The 17,726-nt window shown below is 65.7% G+C and carries 15 protein-coding genes and 4 pseudogenes; 11 read left to right on the forward strand and 8 right to left on the reverse strand.

The features are described from left to right. Window positions 1-36: 36 nt before the first annotated feature. On the reverse strand, window positions 37-1,251 hold the full coding sequence (locus BU28_RS22705) for an acyl-CoA dehydrogenase family protein (RefSeq protein ID WP_036762669.1): 1,215 nt from the start codon (window positions 1,249-1,251) through the stop codon (window positions 37-39). Between the two features lie 355 nt (window positions 1,252-1,606). Here BU28_RS22705 and BU28_RS0110970 point away from each other — a divergent pair, with 355 nt between their 5' ends. Then, window positions 1,607-2,875, forward strand: coding sequence for an SfnB family sulfur acquisition oxidoreductase (locus tag BU28_RS0110970; RefSeq protein WP_028719525.1), 1,269 nt, complete (start codon window positions 1,607-1,609; stop codon window positions 2,873-2,875). A 146-nt stretch (window positions 2,876-3,021) separates the two neighbouring features. Continuing rightward, window positions 3,022-3,564 carry an AAA family ATPase gene (locus BU28_RS0110975; protein WP_028719526.1) on the forward strand — a complete coding sequence of 181 codons (543 nt, stop codon included), beginning with the start codon at window positions 3,022-3,024 and terminating at the stop codon, window positions 3,562-3,564. On the opposite strand, the gene BU28_RS22710 is transcribed toward BU28_RS0110975, so the two are convergent. Further along, window positions 3,561-4,763, reverse strand: coding sequence for an extracellular catalytic domain type 1 short-chain-length polyhydroxyalkanoate depolymerase (locus tag BU28_RS22710; RefSeq protein ID WP_233145040.1), 1,203 nt, complete (start codon window positions 4,761-4,763; stop codon window positions 3,561-3,563). The genes BU28_RS0110975 and BU28_RS22710 overlap by 4 nt on opposite strands. Window positions 4,764-4,904: 141 nt before the next feature. Here BU28_RS22710 and BU28_RS24630 point away from each other — a divergent pair. Together BU28_RS24630 and BU28_RS0110985 are read left to right on the forward strand one after the other, a co-directional pair. After that, window positions 4,905-5,015, forward strand: a pseudogene (locus BU28_RS24630) (transposase); the annotation flags it as partial. 238 nt (window positions 5,016-5,253) lie between these two features. Next, entirely contained in the window at window positions 5,254-5,448 is a 195-nt protein-coding gene (locus BU28_RS0110985) for a DUF1127 domain-containing protein (RefSeq protein WP_028719527.1), read from the forward strand. Between the two features lie 106 nt (window positions 5,449-5,554). On the opposite strand, the gene BU28_RS0110990 is transcribed toward BU28_RS0110985, so the two are convergent. After that, window positions 5,555-6,451: a bestrophin family protein gene (locus BU28_RS0110990; RefSeq protein ID WP_028719528.1), complete on the reverse strand. Its 897-nt coding sequence runs from the start codon at window positions 6,449-6,451 to the stop codon at window positions 5,555-5,557. A gap of 386 nt (window positions 6,452-6,837) precedes the next feature. On the opposite strand from BU28_RS0110990, the gene BU28_RS25435 reads away from it, so the two are divergent. From BU28_RS25435 to BU28_RS25440, 7 genes and pseudogenes are all read left to right on the forward strand, one after another. Continuing rightward, complete coding sequence (locus BU28_RS25435; RefSeq protein WP_155992535.1) at window positions 6,838-6,975, forward strand: hypothetical protein; 138 nt, start codon at window positions 6,838-6,840, stop codon at window positions 6,973-6,975. Window positions 6,976-7,000: 25 nt separating this feature from the next. Next, on the forward strand, window positions 7,001-9,361 hold the full coding sequence (locus tag BU28_RS0111000) for a glucose/quinate/shikimate family membrane-bound PQQ-dependent dehydrogenase (protein WP_233145041.1): 2,361 nt from the start codon (window positions 7,001-7,003) through the stop codon (window positions 9,359-9,361). A 169-nt stretch (window positions 9,362-9,530) separates the two neighbouring features. Continuing rightward, window positions 9,531-9,965 (forward strand): hypothetical protein, encoded by a 435-nt coding sequence (locus tag BU28_RS22715; RefSeq protein ID WP_143809744.1) that lies wholly within the window; start codon window positions 9,531-9,533, stop codon window positions 9,963-9,965. Between the two features lie 51 nt (window positions 9,966-10,016). Beyond that, window positions 10,017-10,523, forward strand: coding sequence for a copper chaperone PCu(A)C (locus BU28_RS0111010; protein ID WP_051578127.1), 507 nt, complete (start codon window positions 10,017-10,019; stop codon window positions 10,521-10,523). A gap of 58 nt (window positions 10,524-10,581) precedes the next feature. Continuing rightward, complete coding sequence (locus BU28_RS22720) at window positions 10,582-12,087, forward strand: PepSY-associated TM helix domain-containing protein (RefSeq protein WP_081791349.1); 1,506 nt, start codon at window positions 10,582-10,584, stop codon at window positions 12,085-12,087. Next, the gene (locus BU28_RS0111020) at window positions 12,044-12,883 is read left to right on the forward strand and encodes a PHP domain-containing protein (protein WP_028719531.1); all 840 of its coding nucleotides are present in this window, start codon (window positions 12,044-12,046) and stop codon (window positions 12,881-12,883) included. The genes BU28_RS22720 and BU28_RS0111020 overlap by 44 nt, the downstream gene beginning before the upstream one ends. 347 nt (window positions 12,884-13,230) lie before the next feature. Then, window positions 13,231-13,709: pseudogene (locus BU28_RS25440) on the forward strand (transposase); the annotation flags it as partial. Between the two features lie 62 nt (window positions 13,710-13,771). Here BU28_RS25440 and BU28_RS24640 read toward each other — a convergent pair. The 5 genes and pseudogenes from BU28_RS24640 to BU28_RS22730 all read right to left on the reverse strand — a co-directional run. Further along, window positions 13,772-13,873 (reverse strand): annotated as a pseudogene (locus BU28_RS24640) (transposase); the annotation flags it as partial. Between the two features lie 247 nt (window positions 13,874-14,120). Then, window positions 14,121-14,855: an amino acid ABC transporter ATP-binding protein gene (locus BU28_RS0111035; RefSeq protein ID WP_028719532.1), complete on the reverse strand. Its 735-nt coding sequence runs from the start codon at window positions 14,853-14,855 to the stop codon at window positions 14,121-14,123. Between the two features lie 12 nt (window positions 14,856-14,867). Beyond that, window positions 14,868-15,527, reverse strand: a complete 660-nt coding sequence (locus BU28_RS0111040; protein WP_028719533.1) for an amino acid ABC transporter permease — start codon at window positions 15,525-15,527, stop codon at window positions 14,868-14,870. A gap of 74 nt (window positions 15,528-15,601) precedes the next feature. Beyond that, window positions 15,602-16,354, reverse strand: a complete 753-nt coding sequence (locus tag BU28_RS0111045) for an ABC transporter substrate-binding protein (RefSeq protein WP_028719534.1) — start codon at window positions 16,352-16,354, stop codon at window positions 15,602-15,604. 301 nt (window positions 16,355-16,655) lie between these two features. Next, window positions 16,656-17,664, reverse strand: a pseudogene (locus BU28_RS22730) (IS5 family transposase). Between the last annotated feature and the right edge of the window lie 62 nt (window positions 17,665-17,726).

Genomic DNA, 17,726 nt, shown 5'->3' on the forward strand with positions numbered 1-17,726 from the left:
ACGCCCCCGGAGCGATCCGGGGGCGTTCGCGTCGGTTCAGCCGGCGACGGCGCCGATCTGCCAGACATAGACCGGCTCGGTGCCGTTCACGGCATGGTCGCCCAGGATGCGCTGCTTGTAGATCGCCGGGTTGTGGCTGGCGGCCGTGCGGGCATTGCGCCAATGCCGGTCCAGCGCCAGCCCCTGGTCGGTCGAACTGGCGCTGAGCGCGTCGAACACATCCGTCACCGCCCGCAGCCCCAGCTCGATCGCCGCGACCTGCGCCGCGCCCGATTGCAGCTCGGCCTCGACATTGGCGGCGTCGTCGGCGGCCTTGTCGCCGCCCTGCGCGGTGTCATGCGCGCGCTGCGCGGCGCGGGCGGCCTCCAGCGTGGCGGCGCGGGCGGCATAGGCCAGGGCGCGCGCCTTGCCGATCACCTGCAGGACCTGCGGATCGAAGCGCACCTCGGTCCCCGACCCGTGCGAGAAGGCCCGCTTGCGTCGGGCGACCAGCGCCGCCGCATCGCGCACCGCAGCCAGCGCCGCGCCGGTGATGGTCGCGTTCAGCACCAGCTGGTAGAAGGCCGTCTGATAGCGGAAGCGCTGCTCGAACGGGATCACCGCCTCGGCACGGGCATTGTCGAAGACCGTGGTGCCGGTGCCGGTCAGCTTCTGGCCGAAGCCGGTCCAGTCGTCGCTGATCTGCACGCCCTCCTGATCCGCTGCCACCAGCGCGATCACCGGCGCGCCATCGTCCGAGCGCGTGGCATAGACGTCGATCCAGTCGGCATAGATCGTGCCGGTGGAATAGTATTTCCGCCCGTCCACCCGGAAGCCGTCACCCTGCGGCGTGACCTTGGTGATGGTGTCGCCCAGCTTGACCTCGCCCACCTCGGTCCAGCCGTTGCCGGCGATCTCGCCCGCGGCGAAACGGCGCAGCCAGGGCTCGCCCTCGGCGCGGGGTGCGACCAGCCGGTCCTCGACCAACGCGAAATGGCTGCGCAACCCTTGGGCCAGGTTGGTGTCGGCCTCGGCCAGGTCGATCAGCAGGTCGAAGAACTGCTCCAGGCTGGCCCCGGCGCCGCCGAGTTCCACCGGGACGCGCAGCGCGGTGAAGCCCGCCTGCTTCAGCCAGCCGATCTCCTCATGGGCCAGGCTGCGGTCGATCTCGCGCCGGACCGCGCCTTCGGCGATGCGGTCGAAGACGGGGCGGAATCGCGCCTTCAGTTCGGCGGTGTCGGGCGCGCGGCGCCACTGGTTCTGGACTGTCACGGGGTCACTCTCCTGATTGCACGCCATGTCTCGGCATGGCGGCAAGTCTAGGCGCCGGCCCCGGGACGCGCCATGAAACGGCATTTTCTTTTCAATGGGTTGGCCGGAAGAAACCTTGCCCTTCCAGCCCGCGGCGGGAAAGGCCGGCACTGTTCGACCATCCGCCGCGCGCGCCCGAATCAGCCGCCGGCGCGGGTGCGGGAAAAGATTGATGTCGCCCGCGCCCCGGGCCGGAGAAAACCGTCGCCGCCCGCCGGCCAAGAAGAAAATCCGGTCCGGCTTGCCGCGGGCACCGGGCGCTGAAAACCTCTGCCCATGCCCCGCCCGGGGCCAGTTCCAGAACAAAGGATCCGTCATGGGCTCGCCTACCGCCAATCCGATCGACCATTCGGTCCATCCTCGCGTCAACTCCGCCGATCCGGTGCCGCCCCGGCCGCTGCCCGCCACCCCGGCCCATGTCCTGACCAGCGACGACGAGGCGATCCGCGTCGCGCAGGATCTGGCCGCCGATTTCGCCCGCGACGCCGCCCTGCGCGACCGTGAGGGGCTGCTTCCGCTGCGCGAGCTGGACCTCTATTCGCAAAGCGGCATCTGGTCGATCAACGTGCCCAAGGCCTATGGCGGGCCGGGCCTGTCCCATGCGACGCTGGCCAAGGTGATCTCCATCGTCGCCTCGGGCGATCCGGCGGTGGCGCAGATCGCGCAGAACCACATCGCCATCCTGAACGTGGTCGACTTGGACGCGACCGAGGCGCAGAAGCGCCAGATCTTCGGCTGGGCGCTGCGGGGGCTGCGCTTCGGCAACGCCTTTTCGGAACTGGGCGGCAAGACGGTCGCCGATTTCCAGACCCGGGTGACCTTCCAGGGCGACGAGGCCGTGGTCAATGGCGAGAAGTTCTATACCACCGGCGCGCTGCTGGCCCATGTCGTGCCCATCGTCGCCATCGGCGAGGACGGCGCCTGGCTGGTCTTTGCCGACCGCCAGGCGCCGGGCCTGACCGTCACCAACAACTGGTCGAGCTTCGGCCAGCGCACCACCGCCTCGGGCAGCGTGCGGCTGGAGGATGTCAGTGTGCCGCGCGACCGCGCCGTCAAGCTGCGCGACGAGGCGGCCGCGCCCTCGGTCCAGGGGCCGGTGTCGCAGATCATCCAGGCCGCCATCGACGCCGGCATCGCCCGCAATGCCATCGACGAGACGATCCGCTTCGTGCGCACGCACAGCCGGCCCTGGGTCGACAGCGGCCGGGACCGGGCCAGCGACGATCCCTATACCATCGCCGCCATCGGCGACCTGAAGATCCGCCTGCATGCCGCCGAGGCGCTGCTGGAGATCGCCGGCCGCGCCATCGACCGCGCCCATGCCGATCCGACGCTGGACAATGTCTCGCAGGCGACGATCCGCACCGGCGAGGCCAAGGTGTTGACCACGCAGATCGCCATCGAAGCCACCAACACGCTGTTCGAACTGGCCGGCACGCGTTCCACGCTGGCGCAGCACGGGCTGGACCGGCACTGGCGCAATGCCCGCGTGCATACGCTGCACGACCCGGTGCGCTGGAAGTTCTTTCATGTCGGCAACTACTACCTCAACGACGCGCATCCGCCGCGCCATCCCTGGAACTGACCCCGCGCCCCCGGCACCGGAGGCCGTCACGAAGCCATTGCCGCCAGTCACCTGCGCCGCTAACCTCACGCCAGCGCATCGACAGGGCCCGGCCGACGCTCGGGCCATCGGCGCATCTCTCCAACAAAAGAACGCGAGGGTGGCACATGGGCGACCACATGTTCATCGTGACCGGGGCCCCCGGTTCCGGCAAGACCAGCCTGATCGGTGCCCTGGCCCGCCAGGGCTTCCGCAGCATGCCCGAGGCCGGCCGGGCCATCATCCGGGATCAGGTGCGGATCGGCGGGCCATCCCTGCCCTGGTCGGACAGGTCGATGTTTGCCGAACTCATGCTGGGATGGGAACTCCGGTCCTGGCACGAGGCAAGGGCGCTGGACGGCCCGGTTCTGATGGATCGGGGCATACCGGATGTCATTGGCTATCTTACGCTCTGCGGTCTGCCTGTCCCGGCCCATGTCGAGGCGGCGGCCAGCCTTTATCCTTACAACAAAAGGGTTTTCATCGCTCCGTTCTGGGACGCGATCTTCACGCAGGACAGCGAGCGAAGGCAGGACCGGCAGGAGGCCGAGGCGACCGGCAGGGTCATGGCGCAAACCTATGCGCGGCTCGGCTATCAGATGATCGAACTGCCCAGGACGAGCCTGGAGGATCGCGCCGATTTCGTGAAGGGCTGGCTGTCCGTGCCCTAGCCGGACCGCAAGGACGACAAGCCAGCCTGGCGCGCAAGAGCCGAGGCCAGCGCCTTGCGGGTGCGCGCGGCAAGGCTGTGGCGCAGGAGAAAGCGCAGCATCTCGCGCGATGCATCGGGGCCCTTCGGGTCGGTGAAGCGGCCGCGTGGCGAACCGCCCGACCAGGCATGGCCCGCGCCCCGGATGGTCCAATGCTCGACCAGGGGGCGGCCCGCGTTGATCCGGTCGACGCTTTTGGCATAGGCATGCCCGCCTGCAGCGCGGCCGGCCGATTGCGCGTGGCGCAGCGCAATGTAGGGCTCGCGTGCGCGGATCGCGACAAGGCGGCCGTTGCGCGGGTGAACAACCCTGTCATGGCTGCCGTGAAAGACGATCGTGGGAACGGCTCGGTCCAGTCGAACGCCCGGATTGCCGCGCTGCATCGCCATGATCGCGGACACCTGATCCCGCGCTGCGCCCAGGGGCAGACCGGAGTGCACCCCGACAGCCGCAAAGAGGTCGGGATAGGCATGGGCCAGCACCAGCGCCATGGAGGCACCCGCCGAAAGCCCTGCCACATAGACCCGCGCGGGATCTGCGCCATGCGTGTCCAGAACGCGCCGCGTGAGGCTGGCGATGGCCGCGGCCTCGCCCAGGCCCCGGGCGGTGTGGGCGGGGTCGAACCAGTTCCAGCATCGGTTCGAGTGCGCCTTGCTTGACTGTCCGGGATAGACCACGATGACGCCGCGTTCCTTGGCCAACGCGTTCATTCCGGTTCCGGTCGCGAAATCCTCGGGCGCCTGGGCGCATCCGTGCAGCATGATCAGAAGCGGCATCGGCTTGCTGCCGGCCGCCGCCCCGGGCTTGAAGATGCGATAGCGCAAGCTGCCTTGCGGACAGCTGTGCGTCCCGGCGCTGAAGCTGGACCTCGGACGGCCGACGACGCCCGGCACCCGAGTTTTGGAGTTCGCCCTTTTCTCCGCGGGCTTGGCGCTACGCGGCGGCTTCGCCGTGGCCACCAGTGCCGTCATACCTTGTGCCGCGAGTTGCGCCAGCCCCAGCGCCAGCCGAATGCCTGTTGCGCCCGGAACACCCGGCTTGGCCGCCTTGCGACGCCTGACACGACGCTTCCCGCGAATGGTCATGAGTGCCTCAGCGATAACCCGCCCCGTCAGCCTGGGCGCAGGGCCAATCTGGGGAAGGATGGCCTTGAGCGCCATAGGCACTTTGCGGGGGTCGAGCGCGTGTGTCGGGCCGATCTACAAGATTGCCGGGCGGCCTGCCCCATCGGGTCATTTGAAACGGCGACAATGACGCTGTCGATCCTGGCTCTTGCTCCCGGCTTGATCTGTATTCTGTAACGGTTTCGTACGGGATCGCCGTGGTCCGAGGTTCCCGAACGCTATGGTCCGCCGACAACCTGCGACAATCGCTTCGGTCGCTGGCGGAAAGCCGGTGTCTGGGCTCGTCTGCTCGCAACGGCATGGCTCTGCCGCCAGCGAAACCCGTCAGGCGCACTTTCGAGACATCGCCAACCGTTTATGACAAGAACCCCCGCAAACTCCCTCGCCGCGCCGCACAAGCCACCTTGCATGTCACGCATGGCGGCCTTGCCGATCTCGCGGCTACATTTCTGCAGGTGCACAATCCATATCCCTGTTCATGGAGAGACTGCCCGACGGTCGGGCAATTCTGAAACGGGTGATGAACATGTCGACGATGGAAATGAACCGCGGGGCCGCTGTTGGTGGTGTTGGCAATATCGTCGCGAACCTCTTCTCGATGCTGGCCGCGTGGAACGAAGCCCGCGCGACCCGCCACGAACTGAACAGCCTGTCGGATCGCGAACTGAACGACATCGGCCTGACTCGTGGCGACATCGAGCGGGTCGCGCGCGGCCTTTGAGCCAGGGCTGCCCCAGCCAGGACGAACGAACCCCCATGCGAAAGCAGAGGGGGTTTTTTCTTGCGCCGATCTCTTTGGGATCGGCCGAGCGCCTTCCCCTTTCGCGTCACGTCATGACATAGTCGACAGGGACCGGCATGGCAGGAAGCTCCGTCTCGCCCAGGGCCGAGCGCAGATGGATCTCGATCATGGTCGCATAGGCCGAGATCGGCAGGTTGTTGGGCAGCAAGCCGAAGGGCTCCTCCAGTTCCTCGCCCAGGGCGTCAAGCCCGAAGAACGTATAGGCCACGAGCATGGCGGCCAGCGGGGTGGACCAGCCCAGCGTGTCGGCAAGGCCGAACGGCAGAAGAAAGCAGAACAGATACGCCGTCCGGTGCAGGAGCAGCGTATAGGCGAAGGGCAAGGGCGTGTTGGACAGGCGTTCGCAACCGACCAAGGCCTGTGTCAGCCGGCCAAGGCTGTCGTTCAGGCCCAGAGCCTCGACGGCAGCAAGGCGGTTCTGGCGCAGCAGCCCTCCGACCTGTGCGGCCACGGCGTGCAGGATCGCGTCCGCAGGCTCGGCGAAAAGCGCCGGCTCGCCGGCTTGGCGCGCGCTGGTCTTTTGCCGCAACTGCCCGACGGCGGCATGTCCAAAGGCGATGATCGCCGTCAGGATATCGCGCCGCTCGGGCGAAGGCCCGCCCTGCCCCTGATCCAGGACAACCGTCTGCCGGGCGATGTCCCGGGCCGACTGGATAATCTGGCCCCAGAGCTTGCGCCCCTCCCACCAGCGATCATAGCAGGCATTGTTGCGGAAGCTGAGGAACACCGACAGCGCGATGCCGATCAGCGTCATCGGCGCGGGATTGATCCCGGGAACGGTGTCCGGTGCGTGGCGATGCGCGACCACGACGATCACGGACAGCAGGCCCACGGCGAAAAGCTGCGGCCAGGTGCGCAGGATGATCGATCCCTTCAGAACGAAGAACAGCGTCAGCAGACCGGGGCGGGAACGGACGATCATCGCACGAGACCTTGCATCATGAGAAAGCCCGCATCCTTCCTTCTCGCGGGGCCACGATCAAGAGCAGGCAGCAGCAAAGGCGGGCGGGACCAACTTGCCGGCGGGCGTTCGGGCAGGCGTCTAACCGAGGCTAGCTGAGGACCTTTCCCGGCCACCGCCCGAGGCATGCTGGCCCGGCCTTTCAACGCAGACGCGAAACTGGCCTTGCAGATCGGAAAGTCACGGCTACCATGGAAACGACTCAGCCGGGGCAACCCTTGCCCCGCCCGGCATATCCTGAGCGCCGCCTGATGCGGCCAGTTTATCGGTTTCCCGGTTAATCCTTCACGACAAAACTGCCCTTGCCGTTCCGAATTCATCCGAACCCAGCACATCAGGAAGCATCCATGTCCAATCGTATCTTTATTGCCCTGGCCGTGATCGTGCTGGCCATCGTGGTGCTTTATGCGGTCATGCCCTCGGGCGGGGACGGGACCGCCCCGGCTCAGGACAGCGGCAATCCTCATGCCATCGACCAGGATTGATCGAAGATCGCCAAGGGGAAGAATCATGCTTTCAGTCACCGCAGCACTCTTTGCTCTGATCGGGATCGCTTTGGCCGCGCTTGGCGGCTGGCTGGCCGTGCTGGGCGGAAGTCCCGCCTATCTGGTGCTGGCCATCGCGATCCTGATCGTGGCCGTCCTGCTGTTTCGCCGCAACGGCGCCGCCATCGGGTTGTTCGCGCTCACCGTCATCCTGTGGCTCGTCTGGGCGGTGTGGGAGGTCGGCTTCGACTGGTGGCAACTGGCGCCACGCGGCGGGCTGGTCGTGCTGATGGCCCTTTGGCTTTGCCTGCCGGCGGTCCGGGCCGGGCTTTCCGCGCCCTCGCTCCGGGGTGGGCGGGTTTCGGGATGGCCGGTCGGCATCGCTGCGCTGGTTTCGGTCGCGGTGGCGGGCTATGCCATGGTCCAGGACCCGCACGGCATGGACGGCGCGCTGAATGCCGAGCCGCGGACCGAGGCGCCGGCCCTGGGCAATGACGTCCCGCCCGAGGAATGGCACCAATACGGCCGCACGAATTTCGGCCAGCGCTATTCGCCCCTCGACCAGATCACGACCGCGAATGTCGCAAACCTGCGCGAGGTCTGGCGCTATCAGACGGGCGACGTGAAGCGCCCCGACGACGTGAACGAGACGACCTATCAGGTGACGCCGCTGAAGGTCGGCGACAAGCTTTACCTCTGCACGCCCCATAACATCGCGATCGCGCTGGAGGCGAAGACGGGCAAGGAAATCTGGCGCTATGACGCGAATTCGGGAATGAACCCGGACCGCCAGCACCAGACCTGCCGCGGCGTGACCTATTGGAACATGGCGGACATGCCGGCAACGACCGCCCCGGCAACGCCCGCCGCGCCCGACGATTGCCCGACCCGCGTCTACATGCCCACCGCCGACGCGCGGCTGATCGCGCTGAACGCCGAGACGGGCGAGGTCTGCACCAGCTTCGCCAACCAGGGCGTGCTGCGGCTTGAAGCCGGGATGCCCTTCAACCCTGCGGGCTATTACTACTCGACCTCGCCGCCGGTCGCGGTGGCGGGCAAGATCATCATCGGCGGCGCGGTGAACGACAACTTCTCGATCCAGTCGCCATCGGGCGTGATCCGCGCCTTCGACATCCGCACGGGGGAACTGCTGTGGAACTGGGACAGCGGCAATCCCGACGACACCACCCCGATCGACATCGCGGCGGGCGAGACCTATACCGCCAACAGCCCCAACAGCTGGTCGGTTTTTTCCGTCGATGAACAGCGCGGGCTGGTTTACATCCCCCTTGGCAACCAGGTGCCGGACCAGCTGGGCATGGGCCGTTCCCCCGCGGTCGAGGCGCATTCCTCCTCGGTCGTGGCGCTTCGGGTCGACAGTGGGCAGCAGGCCTGGGTGTTCCAGACGGTGCATCACGACCTTTGGGACATGGACGTTCCGGCGCAGCCCGTCCTGGTCGACCTCACCGTGAACGGCGCGGTGGTGCCCGCGCTGGTCGCTCCGACGAAACAGGGCGACATCTATGTCCTGAACCGCGAGACCGGCGAACCGATCCTGCCCGTCACCGAAGAGCCGGCCCCCAAGGGCGCGATCCCCGAGGATTTCACCGCCCCGACGCAGCCGACATCGGCGCTGAGCTTCTCGCCTCCGCCCCTGCGCGAACGCGACATGTGGGGGATCACGATCTTTGACCAGTTGATGTGCCGGATCGACTTCAACCGCCTGAACTACGAGGGGCGCTATACGCCGCCCTCGCTCAAGGGGACCATCGTCTATCCGGGGAACTTCGGCACGTTCAACTGGGGCAGCATCGCCGTCGACCCGCAGCGGCAGGTGATGTTCGGGATGCCGACCTATCTGGCCTTCACCTCGCGCCTGGTGCCGCGCGCCGACATCCCGCCCAAGGGCGAGGGCGAGAAAGCCAGCGAACAGGGCCTGAACCGGAACGAAGGCGCGCCCTATGGCGTGGTCATGGGGCCGTTCCTGGGCAAGCTGAAGGTCCCCTGCCAGGCGCCGCCCTGGGGCTATGTCGCGGGCGCCGACCTGACGACGGGCCAGATCGCCTGGAAGCACCGGAACGGCACCGTCCGCGACATGACGATGCTGCCCCTGCCCTTCAAGCTGGGCGTGCCGGGTATTGGCGGGCCGATCATCACCGCGGGCGGCGTGGCCTTCCTGGCGGCCGCGGTCGACGATTTCATCCGGGGTTACGACCTGACCACCGGCGCGCAACTGTGGCAGGCGCGGCTGCCCGCGGGCGGCCAGGCGACGCCGATGACCTATGAACAGGAGGGGCGCCAGTTCGTGGTGATCGTGGCGGGCGGGCATGGCTCGGTCGGCACGAAACCCGGCGATTACGTCATCGCCTATGCGCTGGAGCAATGATCTCGCGGCATGAGCGCGCCCCGGCAGCTGGCTGGTGCGGGACCTTGACATCGGTCCTTCCTGCAGCGGCATCGAACGCATTCCGCGCGGCAATATGCCGCGCGGATCTCAAATCCCTGGCGCGGTCAGGGCCGTGCGCCTATAGATCCGACATGCAATCGGGTTCCTGATGCGACAGCTTGGCAGATCCTTTCCCTGCACCAGCCCGGCCCCTGGCCGGATGCTGGCGCTGGTCTTGGTCCTGCCCTTCGTGCTGCTCTCGCTGATGGCGCAGGGCACGATGGTGGCGCAAGGCACGACGCCCGACAGCTTCATGGTCGTGCTGTGCGCCGATCACATGCCGGTCGAAATGGTGCTGGACGAGGACGGCGATGTCGTTCCGGCCGATGAGTACCGCGCCCGGCAAGGCGAACCTGTCCCCAAGACGCCGAAACCGCCCTGCGATTGGTCGGTGCATGCCCAACCCATGCTGGACGCGGCCCCGGTTCCTGCTGTCGCCAGCGTGACCCTGGGCCGCCCCGCCGATCTGGTTTCGGCGCATGCGCTGGCCGTACTGCGCGCCGAGGTGCTGACCCCTGCGGCACGGGGGCCTCCTGTCGCGTGAACTCCGCGCCGCCCTCAAGCGGCAAATGCAGTTCACGCGACAGGAAACCCCATGAAATCCAGTATTCTGGCCGCCCCGCTTCTGGGCGCGCTTTTCCTTGGCATCCTTGGCACGGGCGCCGTTGCGGACCCCGTCACGCATCAGGGCATGACGCTTTCGGACGCCTATATCCGGGCCATGCCGCCCAAGGCCCCCGTTGCAGGCGGCTATGTGACCATCCGCAATGACGGCCCGAACGCCGATCGTCTGATCTCGGCCCGCTCGCCGCAGGCTGGTGCGGTGCAGATTCACGAAATGACCATGAATGGCAGCGTGATGAAAATGCGCGAACTGCCCGACGGCCTGGCCATCCCCGCCGGAGAGACGGTCGCGCTGAAGCCGGGCGGCTATCACTTGATGTTCTTGCAGGTGCCCGAGCCCTTCGCCGAGGGGCAGACGGTCGATGCGACCCTGGTCTTCGAGAAGGCGGGCGCGGTCGCGCTGACCTTCGATGTTCGCGCCATGCGTCCCGCCCCCGCCGCCCACCAGGGTCACGATGCGGGGCATTCGGGCCACTGACGGTCCGTCCCAGCCGTTACCGGCCTGCCCCGGGCAGGCCTTGCAGATGCGAGGACAAATGTCTCACTCCAGCATTTCCGCTCGCCCGGCCATGGGCCTGAGCGATCTTTACCGGGCTGTCTGGCGCTGGCATTTTTATGCCGGGCTGCTGGTCCTGCCCTTCATGATCACCCTTTCGATCACCGGCGCGCTGTATGTCTATCACGACGAGATCGACAACTGGTTCCATGCCGACCTCAAGCGCGTGCAGGTGCAGGACAGCCAGCGGCTGGCGCCTTCGGCCCTGGCCGCTTCGGCGCTGGATGCGGTGCCGGGCAAGGCGGTGAAATATACCGACCCCGCCGATGCGGGAGCTTCGACCGAGATCACGGTTGCCACGGAGGCGGGCAAGATGGCGGTCTATGTGAACCCCTATGACGGGCTTGTCCTGGGCGCGATGCCGGACAGATCGACCCTGATGTGGACGGTGCGCACCCTGCACAGCTTCAAGTATTTCGGGACCTATGCGCGCTATATCATCGAAATCGCGGCGGGCTGGTCGATCCTGCTGGTCGGCACCGGCATCTATCTGTGGTGGCCGCGCGGGCAGAGGGGCGGCGTGGTCTCGGTCCGGGGCAATCCGCAGCGGAGGGTGTTCTGGCGCGACCTGCATGCGGTGACGGGGCTCTTTGTCGGCGCCTTCATCGTCTTTCTTGCAATCACGGGAATGCCCTGGTCGGGGGTCTGGGGCGGCAAGGTCAATGAATGGGCGAATGGCAGCAATTTCGGCTATCCGGACGGGGTGCGGGTGAATGTTCCGATGTCCGGCCAGACGCTCGACCAGATCGCCAAGACCTCATGGTCGCTCGAGCAGGCGCAGATTCCCGAAAGCACGGGCCATGGCGCGCCGATCACGCTGGATGATGCCATCGCCCGGTTCGATGCCCTGGGGCTGCATCGCGGCTATGCCGTCAGCCTGCCGCAAAAGCCCGAGGGCGTGTTCAGCGGCTCGGTCTATCCCGACGACCTGAGCCAGCAACGCGTCGTGCATCTGGACCAGTATTCGGGCGAGGCGCTGCTGGACATGAGCTATGCCGATTACGGCCCTTTGGGCAAATGGCTGGAATGGGGCATCAACACGCACATGGGCCAGACCTTCGGCTGGCTGAACCGGGCCATCCTTCTTGCGGCCTGCGCGGCCATCGTCCTGCTGGCGGTTTCGGCGGCGGTGATGTGGTGGAAGCGCCGGCCCGCGGGTTCGCTGGGCGTGCCGCCCTTGCCCAAGGATCGAAGGGTGTTTCGCGGGCTCCTGGTCATTCTGGCAATCGGCGGCGCGATCTTCCCGCTGGTCGGCGTCTCGCTTTTGGCGATGCTGGCGCTGGACATGATCCATGTCCGGCTGCGTTCGGGCCGCCGCGGCCCGGCGGGCGGCGCAAAAGGCGCCGCTGATCCGCTCGCAGCAGGTGATGGACCATTCCAGTCCGCAGGTGCTGCCGCAGGCGGTCACCGCCAACCCGAGGGCGGCCCTGCCGGACAAGGCATTGCCACGGCTGATCGCCAGCACCCGGCTGTGCCTGACCAATAGGCCAATCGAATGGCTGGCGCTGCCTGGCGATGTGGCCGCCTGGTCGCGCCTGGGCTGGCTTTTGTCGCTGGGCAAGCGCCGCGCCCGGGAGGGCAGCTGCCACATCGATCGCGCCGACCTTGAGGCCGCCTGCACCGGCAGCATCCTGATCGCCCTGCTGCCGGACCCGATGGAGACGCCCCTGCGGATGGCCAGCAGATCCGGGACGACATCGCCCGGCTGGCACGGCGCTTTCCCGGACGCTGCTTTCTGTGCGCCGCACCGGTCTATGACGGGCGCGATCAGGTGCCAGATCGACCAGCTGGCCGATCTGGCACAAGGCGCCGGCACCGCCATGGTCGCGGTCGGCGACGTGCTGGTGCATCGGGCGACGCGGCGGCCCTTGGCCGATGTGCTGACCTGCCTGCGCGAGGGCTGCACCATCGACGCCATCGACGAACGCCGCCTGACCAATGCCACGCGCAGCCCGAAGTCCGGCTACGATCCGGCGCGGCTTTTCCATCGCTATCCGGGCCCGATCCGCCGCACGGTCGAGATCGCCGAACAATGCGCCTTCCAGCTTGACGAGTTGCGCTATCACTATCCCGACGAAGCCCTGGACGGAGAACCCGCTCAGGCGCGGCCGGCCCGGCCGGCGCGCGAGGGGCTGGATTGGCGCTATCCCTCCGGCCCGCCGCCCAGGATCGTGCAGCAACCCGATCACCGCCACCATTGCCATTTCCGATCATCATGGGCACAGGCGCGATGTATTCGGGCGGGCTTGTCACCGTTGGACAAGGCGATGCCTGTTGGCTAGGGGTCGGAACCGTCGCCGGACCAGCCCCGAACCAAGTCGCATTGTTCCTGGTCATCGCCGCGCTGGCCAAGTTCGCGGTCGAGCGCACCCGATTCGACCGTGCGTTGCGGCTTATCGGCATGAACCCCGCGGCCGCATCGGTCGCCGGCCTGATCCACGAAGGGCGCCATGCCGTCATCAGCGATGAGCCATATCCCCTGGAGGATCTGCTGGCAGCAGCCCGGCCACTCACCGCGCAGCCAATGGCCGAGGGGTTTCGCCGAAGGATTACATGCGGGGCTTCCTCGATCCGTTCGGGGCCGATACCGGTCGCGCGATCCTGTGGCAGGACCAAAGCGGGGCGCGGCTGGGCGATGGACATTACCTACATTCCGATGCCGCGGGGCTTCGTCTACCTGGCGGCCGTGATCGACTGGTGCAGCCGGCGGATGCTGGCGTGGCGCGTCTCGATCACAATGGACATCGACTTCTGCATCGAGGCCGTGGAAGACGCCATCGCCCGATACGGCACGCCTGGAATCTTCAACACCGATCAAGACAGTCGGTTCACCAGCCAGGCCTTCACCGGATTGCTCAAGGAGCACGGCATCACCATCAGCATGGATGGCAAGGGTTGCTTGCGCGACAACGTGTTCATCGAGCGGCTGTGGAAGTCGCTCAAGTACGAGGAGGTCTATCTGCATGCCTACGACAGCGCCGGCCATGCCAGAGGCGCACTGCTGCGCTACCTGGACTTCTACAATCGGCACCGCACAGCGCACTTGATCGGCTCACGCCCGATCAGGTCTACTTCAACCAACCGCTGCCCTGTCCGAAGGCAGCTTGAACCCGCAGGCGATCCACTTATCGGAACCGGACTGTCTGTTCAAACGAATGGCGCCAGCTCTCAACATCGAGATCACGGGCCGCCTGCGCTACCGCAACGCCACGGTCCGCCACCAGCTTGACGGCCTCGACTTTGAACTCACGGCTGAACTTCCGTCTCGTCATATCGGCACTCCAGCTCCTTGGTCACGATCTTATCGTCGTGTCCACGAAACCGGCAGCAGCTTACTATGCGTCATGGCGATAAGATCACACCGGGAAGCATCCAGCCTGGAGTGGGCAGGGACATGTCCTACATGCAGCACCACGACACTTGTGTCGATCCTGCCGCTGCCATCAAGGCTGACTACATCCCTTCTAAAGATGCGTTGCGCTCCTCTCATCGACCGGAATCGCCACGCAGTTCGCCGCATCAATCGATCGGATGCAGTACGCGATGCAGGAAATCCTGGGTCCGGGGGTGCCTGGGTTCCGTCAGAACCGCGCGTGCCGGACCTTCCTCGACGATCACGCCGCCGTCGATGAACAGCACCCGGTCGGCCACTTCGCGGGCAAAGGCGATCTCATGCGTCACGACGACCATGGTCATGCCTTCATTCGCCAGGTCGCGCATGACGTTGAGCACATCGCCCACCAGTTCGGGATCCAGCGCCGAGGTCGGTTCGTCGAACAGGATCGCGCGCGGACGCAAAGCCAACGCACGCGCGATGGCAACGCGCTGTTGCTGACCACCCGACAGCATCTGCGGAAAGGCGTCCGCCTTGGCCGCCAGCCCGACCCGTTCCAGCAGGGCAAGGCCGCGTTCCTCGGCGGACTTGCGTGCCTCGCCCTTGACGTAGATCGACCCTTCGACCACGTTTTGCAACACGGTGCGGTGAGGAAACAGGTTGAAGCGCTGGAACACCATCGCCACGCTGTCGCGCACACGGCTGAGGTCGCGCGGGTTTTGCGTGACCAGTTGATCCTCGACCAGAAGACGCCCCTTCTGATAGCTTTCCAGCCCATTGACGCAGCGCAGCATGGTCGACTTGCCGGATCCCGACGGTCCGATGATACAGACCACCTCGCCCTTGTCGATCTTGGCTGTAATGCCCTTCAGCACCTCGAAATGGCCATAGGCCTTGTGAACGTCCTGAAACTCGATCATCTCCAGCCCTCCTCAATGATGCCCGGTTGACATGCGTCGTTCCATCCAGCGGTTCAGCAGCATCAACGGGCCGCACATCACCAGGTAAAGGAACGCGACCAGCGTGAAGACGGTGGTGTTCTGGAACGTGGAGGCGGCCAGCAGCTTGCCCTGCAACGACAGTTCCCCCACCGTGATGGTCGAGGCCAGCGAGCTGTCCTTGAGCATCATCACCATGGTGTTGCCATAGGACGGCAGGATGATCTTGATCGCCTGCGGCAGGATCACGCGACGCATCATCAGCCCATACGACATGTTCAGCGACTGCGCCGCCTCGATCTGGCCGCGGTCGAGCGCCTGGATCCCGGCGCGGAAATCCTCGGCCTGATAGGCAGAATAGGCGATGCCAAGGCCCAGGATCGCCGCTTGCACCGCAGTCAGTTCGATGCCGATCTCGGGCAGTACGAAATAGATATAGAACAGTTGCACGATGATCGGGATCGAGCGCAGGAAGTTCACGATGGTCGCGCCCAGGCCCCGCACGACGGCGTTGCCGGACAGCCGCAGGATCGCCCAGAACAGACCAAGCGCGGTGGACAAGAGCAGCGAACCTGCGGTGACGATCAGGGTATTCTTGATGCCGACAGCGAGTATGGGCAGGAACTCGGCGGCGTTGCTGAAAAAGTTCTGCATCTGTGTTCCTTATGGGCACGGCTCCGCCCCTCGCAGGGCGAAGCCGCCGCCTGACTGACAAGCAAAAGGATGGATCAGCGGAGGTTCCACTTCTGGACCAAGTCGTCCAGTTCGCCACTTGCCTTGATCTTCGCGATGCCGTCATTGACCTTGGCGAGCAGGTCGGCGTTGCCCTGGGGCACGGCGACGGCGATCTCTCCCGGCACGACCGGTTGATAGCTGGGCACCAGCTTCAGGTTCGAAAACTGTCCCTTGGCCAGGAAATGCGCCATGATCGGCGCGTCGGCGTAGCCTGCCTTGATGCGGCCCTGCGCCACATCCTGCATCATGTTCTGCACGGTGTCATAGACCTTGACCTCGCGGAACACGCCGGCATTTTGCAGCGGCGCCACATACATGGTCCCAAGTTGCGCGCCGACCGTTTCGCCCGACAGCTCTGTAAATGCGGTATAGGCGGTGCCATCGTCCGACTGAACGACCATGCCCTCGCCATAGGCAAAGACGGGTTCGGAAAAGTCGATGACCTTCTTGCGCTCCTCGGTCACATACATGGCCGCCGATGTCATGTCGACCTTGCCCGAGGTCAGCGAGGAAATCAGCGCCGAAAACTCCATCGGTTCGATGGTGATGGCCAAGCCTTCGTGCCGGGCAATAGCCTTGATCACATCCACCATGAACCCGTCTGGCTGGCCGGTCGCTGGATCGACGAAGGAAAACGGCAGGCCGTTGGCCTCGGTCCCGACCTTCAGCCTGTCCTGGGCCTGCACGGCGCCTGTACCCAGAGCGGCGGCCAAGGCGACGGCCATCATAAAGGTTCTGCGAAACATGATATCCCCTTGTTGTCGTGCTTATTTTGCAGCCTCGGAAAGGCGGCGGTATCTTGGGCCGCCCTGCCTGACAAAAGTTCGGGAAAGGGCGTCCGAACCGACATTAGCGGTCTTCGACTGGTAAGTTTTGCCAAATCGCACGTCCATAGCAGCAAAAATTGCCGAAAATGGACGATCTTTCAAACGTTGCTGCGGGACTCCAGAAGGTGGTAAGCGGGAAGCTGAGGCCGTTCAGGCTTTGTAATTCCACGGGCGTTGCAAAACTCACCTCCTGAGGTGAGTTTCCGTTACCCCCCTGACTTCATGCCACGCGCTTGATCTCGGCGGTGCCGAGTGCGTTTAAGCGATTCATGAGCGCGACGCGGATGTGGACTTCGGCCGTTTGCCTGTCCGGGTCTCTTGAGGCGATCCGCTCGCCGAAGGATTGAGGTCGAGCAGGTTCAGCGCCACAGGTTCGAGCGAACCTGCGAGGGCATTCTCGCCTCGATCCTGCTTCGGGCGTGATAGCCGGACCACTGCTTCCAGTTCGCCCGACCGAAGCGTTTGCTTGCCCGCAGGATGTCGTTGCGGGCGCGGGCGGCAGGGCAGTCCTCCTTCCAGAGGCGCCCGTTCTTGCGGATCGGGATAACGGCGGTGCCGCCGCGATCCAGGATTGCGGTGTGACAACGCCGGGTGTCGAAAGCGCCGTCGCCAGTCACGGTCCCGATCTGCTCGGCGGGTGGGATCTGATCCAGAAGGTCAGGCAGCACGGGGCTGTCACCGTCACGGCTGGAGGTGAACTCCACCGCCCGGATGTCACCGGTGGCTGTATCCATTGCCAGATGCACCTTGCGATACTGACGTCGACGTTGCGTGCCGTGCTTGCGCGCCAGCCATTCTCCGTCACCCGGAAACTTGATCCCCTTCGCCATGGGCCTCGGACCAGTGGCGGCACCATGGCTCAGTGTCCACCAGCAGGTTCAGCGGCCCTGGCGCGCGGCGGCTTGATATCTGAACGGCAAGGGTCTTCTGTCTGCGGCTTGAGGCGTGGAAAAGTCCGGAACCGGCCAATCGAGCCCGGCCATCTCCAGGATGCTGGCCACCATGCCTGTCGTGTGCCGAAGCGGCAGGCCAAAGAGCACCTTCACCATCAGGCAAAACTGGATTGCTGCATCGGAGAATACGCGCGGGCGGCCGGGCCGCCCCGCCCTGTTCGCCAGCCACGCCATGTCCTTGTCCAGCCAGATCAACAGTGATCCGCGCCGCCTCAGGGTATCATTGCAGGATTTCCAGTTCGTCGTGCGGTAGCGGGCAGGTTCAGGCTTCGTCATGCGAGGACGCTTACCCTACAGCAGTCCCCGCGTGAATCCTCGCTGGGACGAGTTCTGCAACA

The sequence above is a fragment of the Paracoccus yeei ATCC BAA-599 genome (assembly GCF_000622145.1).
GTDB lineage: Bacteria > Pseudomonadota > Alphaproteobacteria > Rhodobacterales > Rhodobacteraceae > Paracoccus > Paracoccus yeei.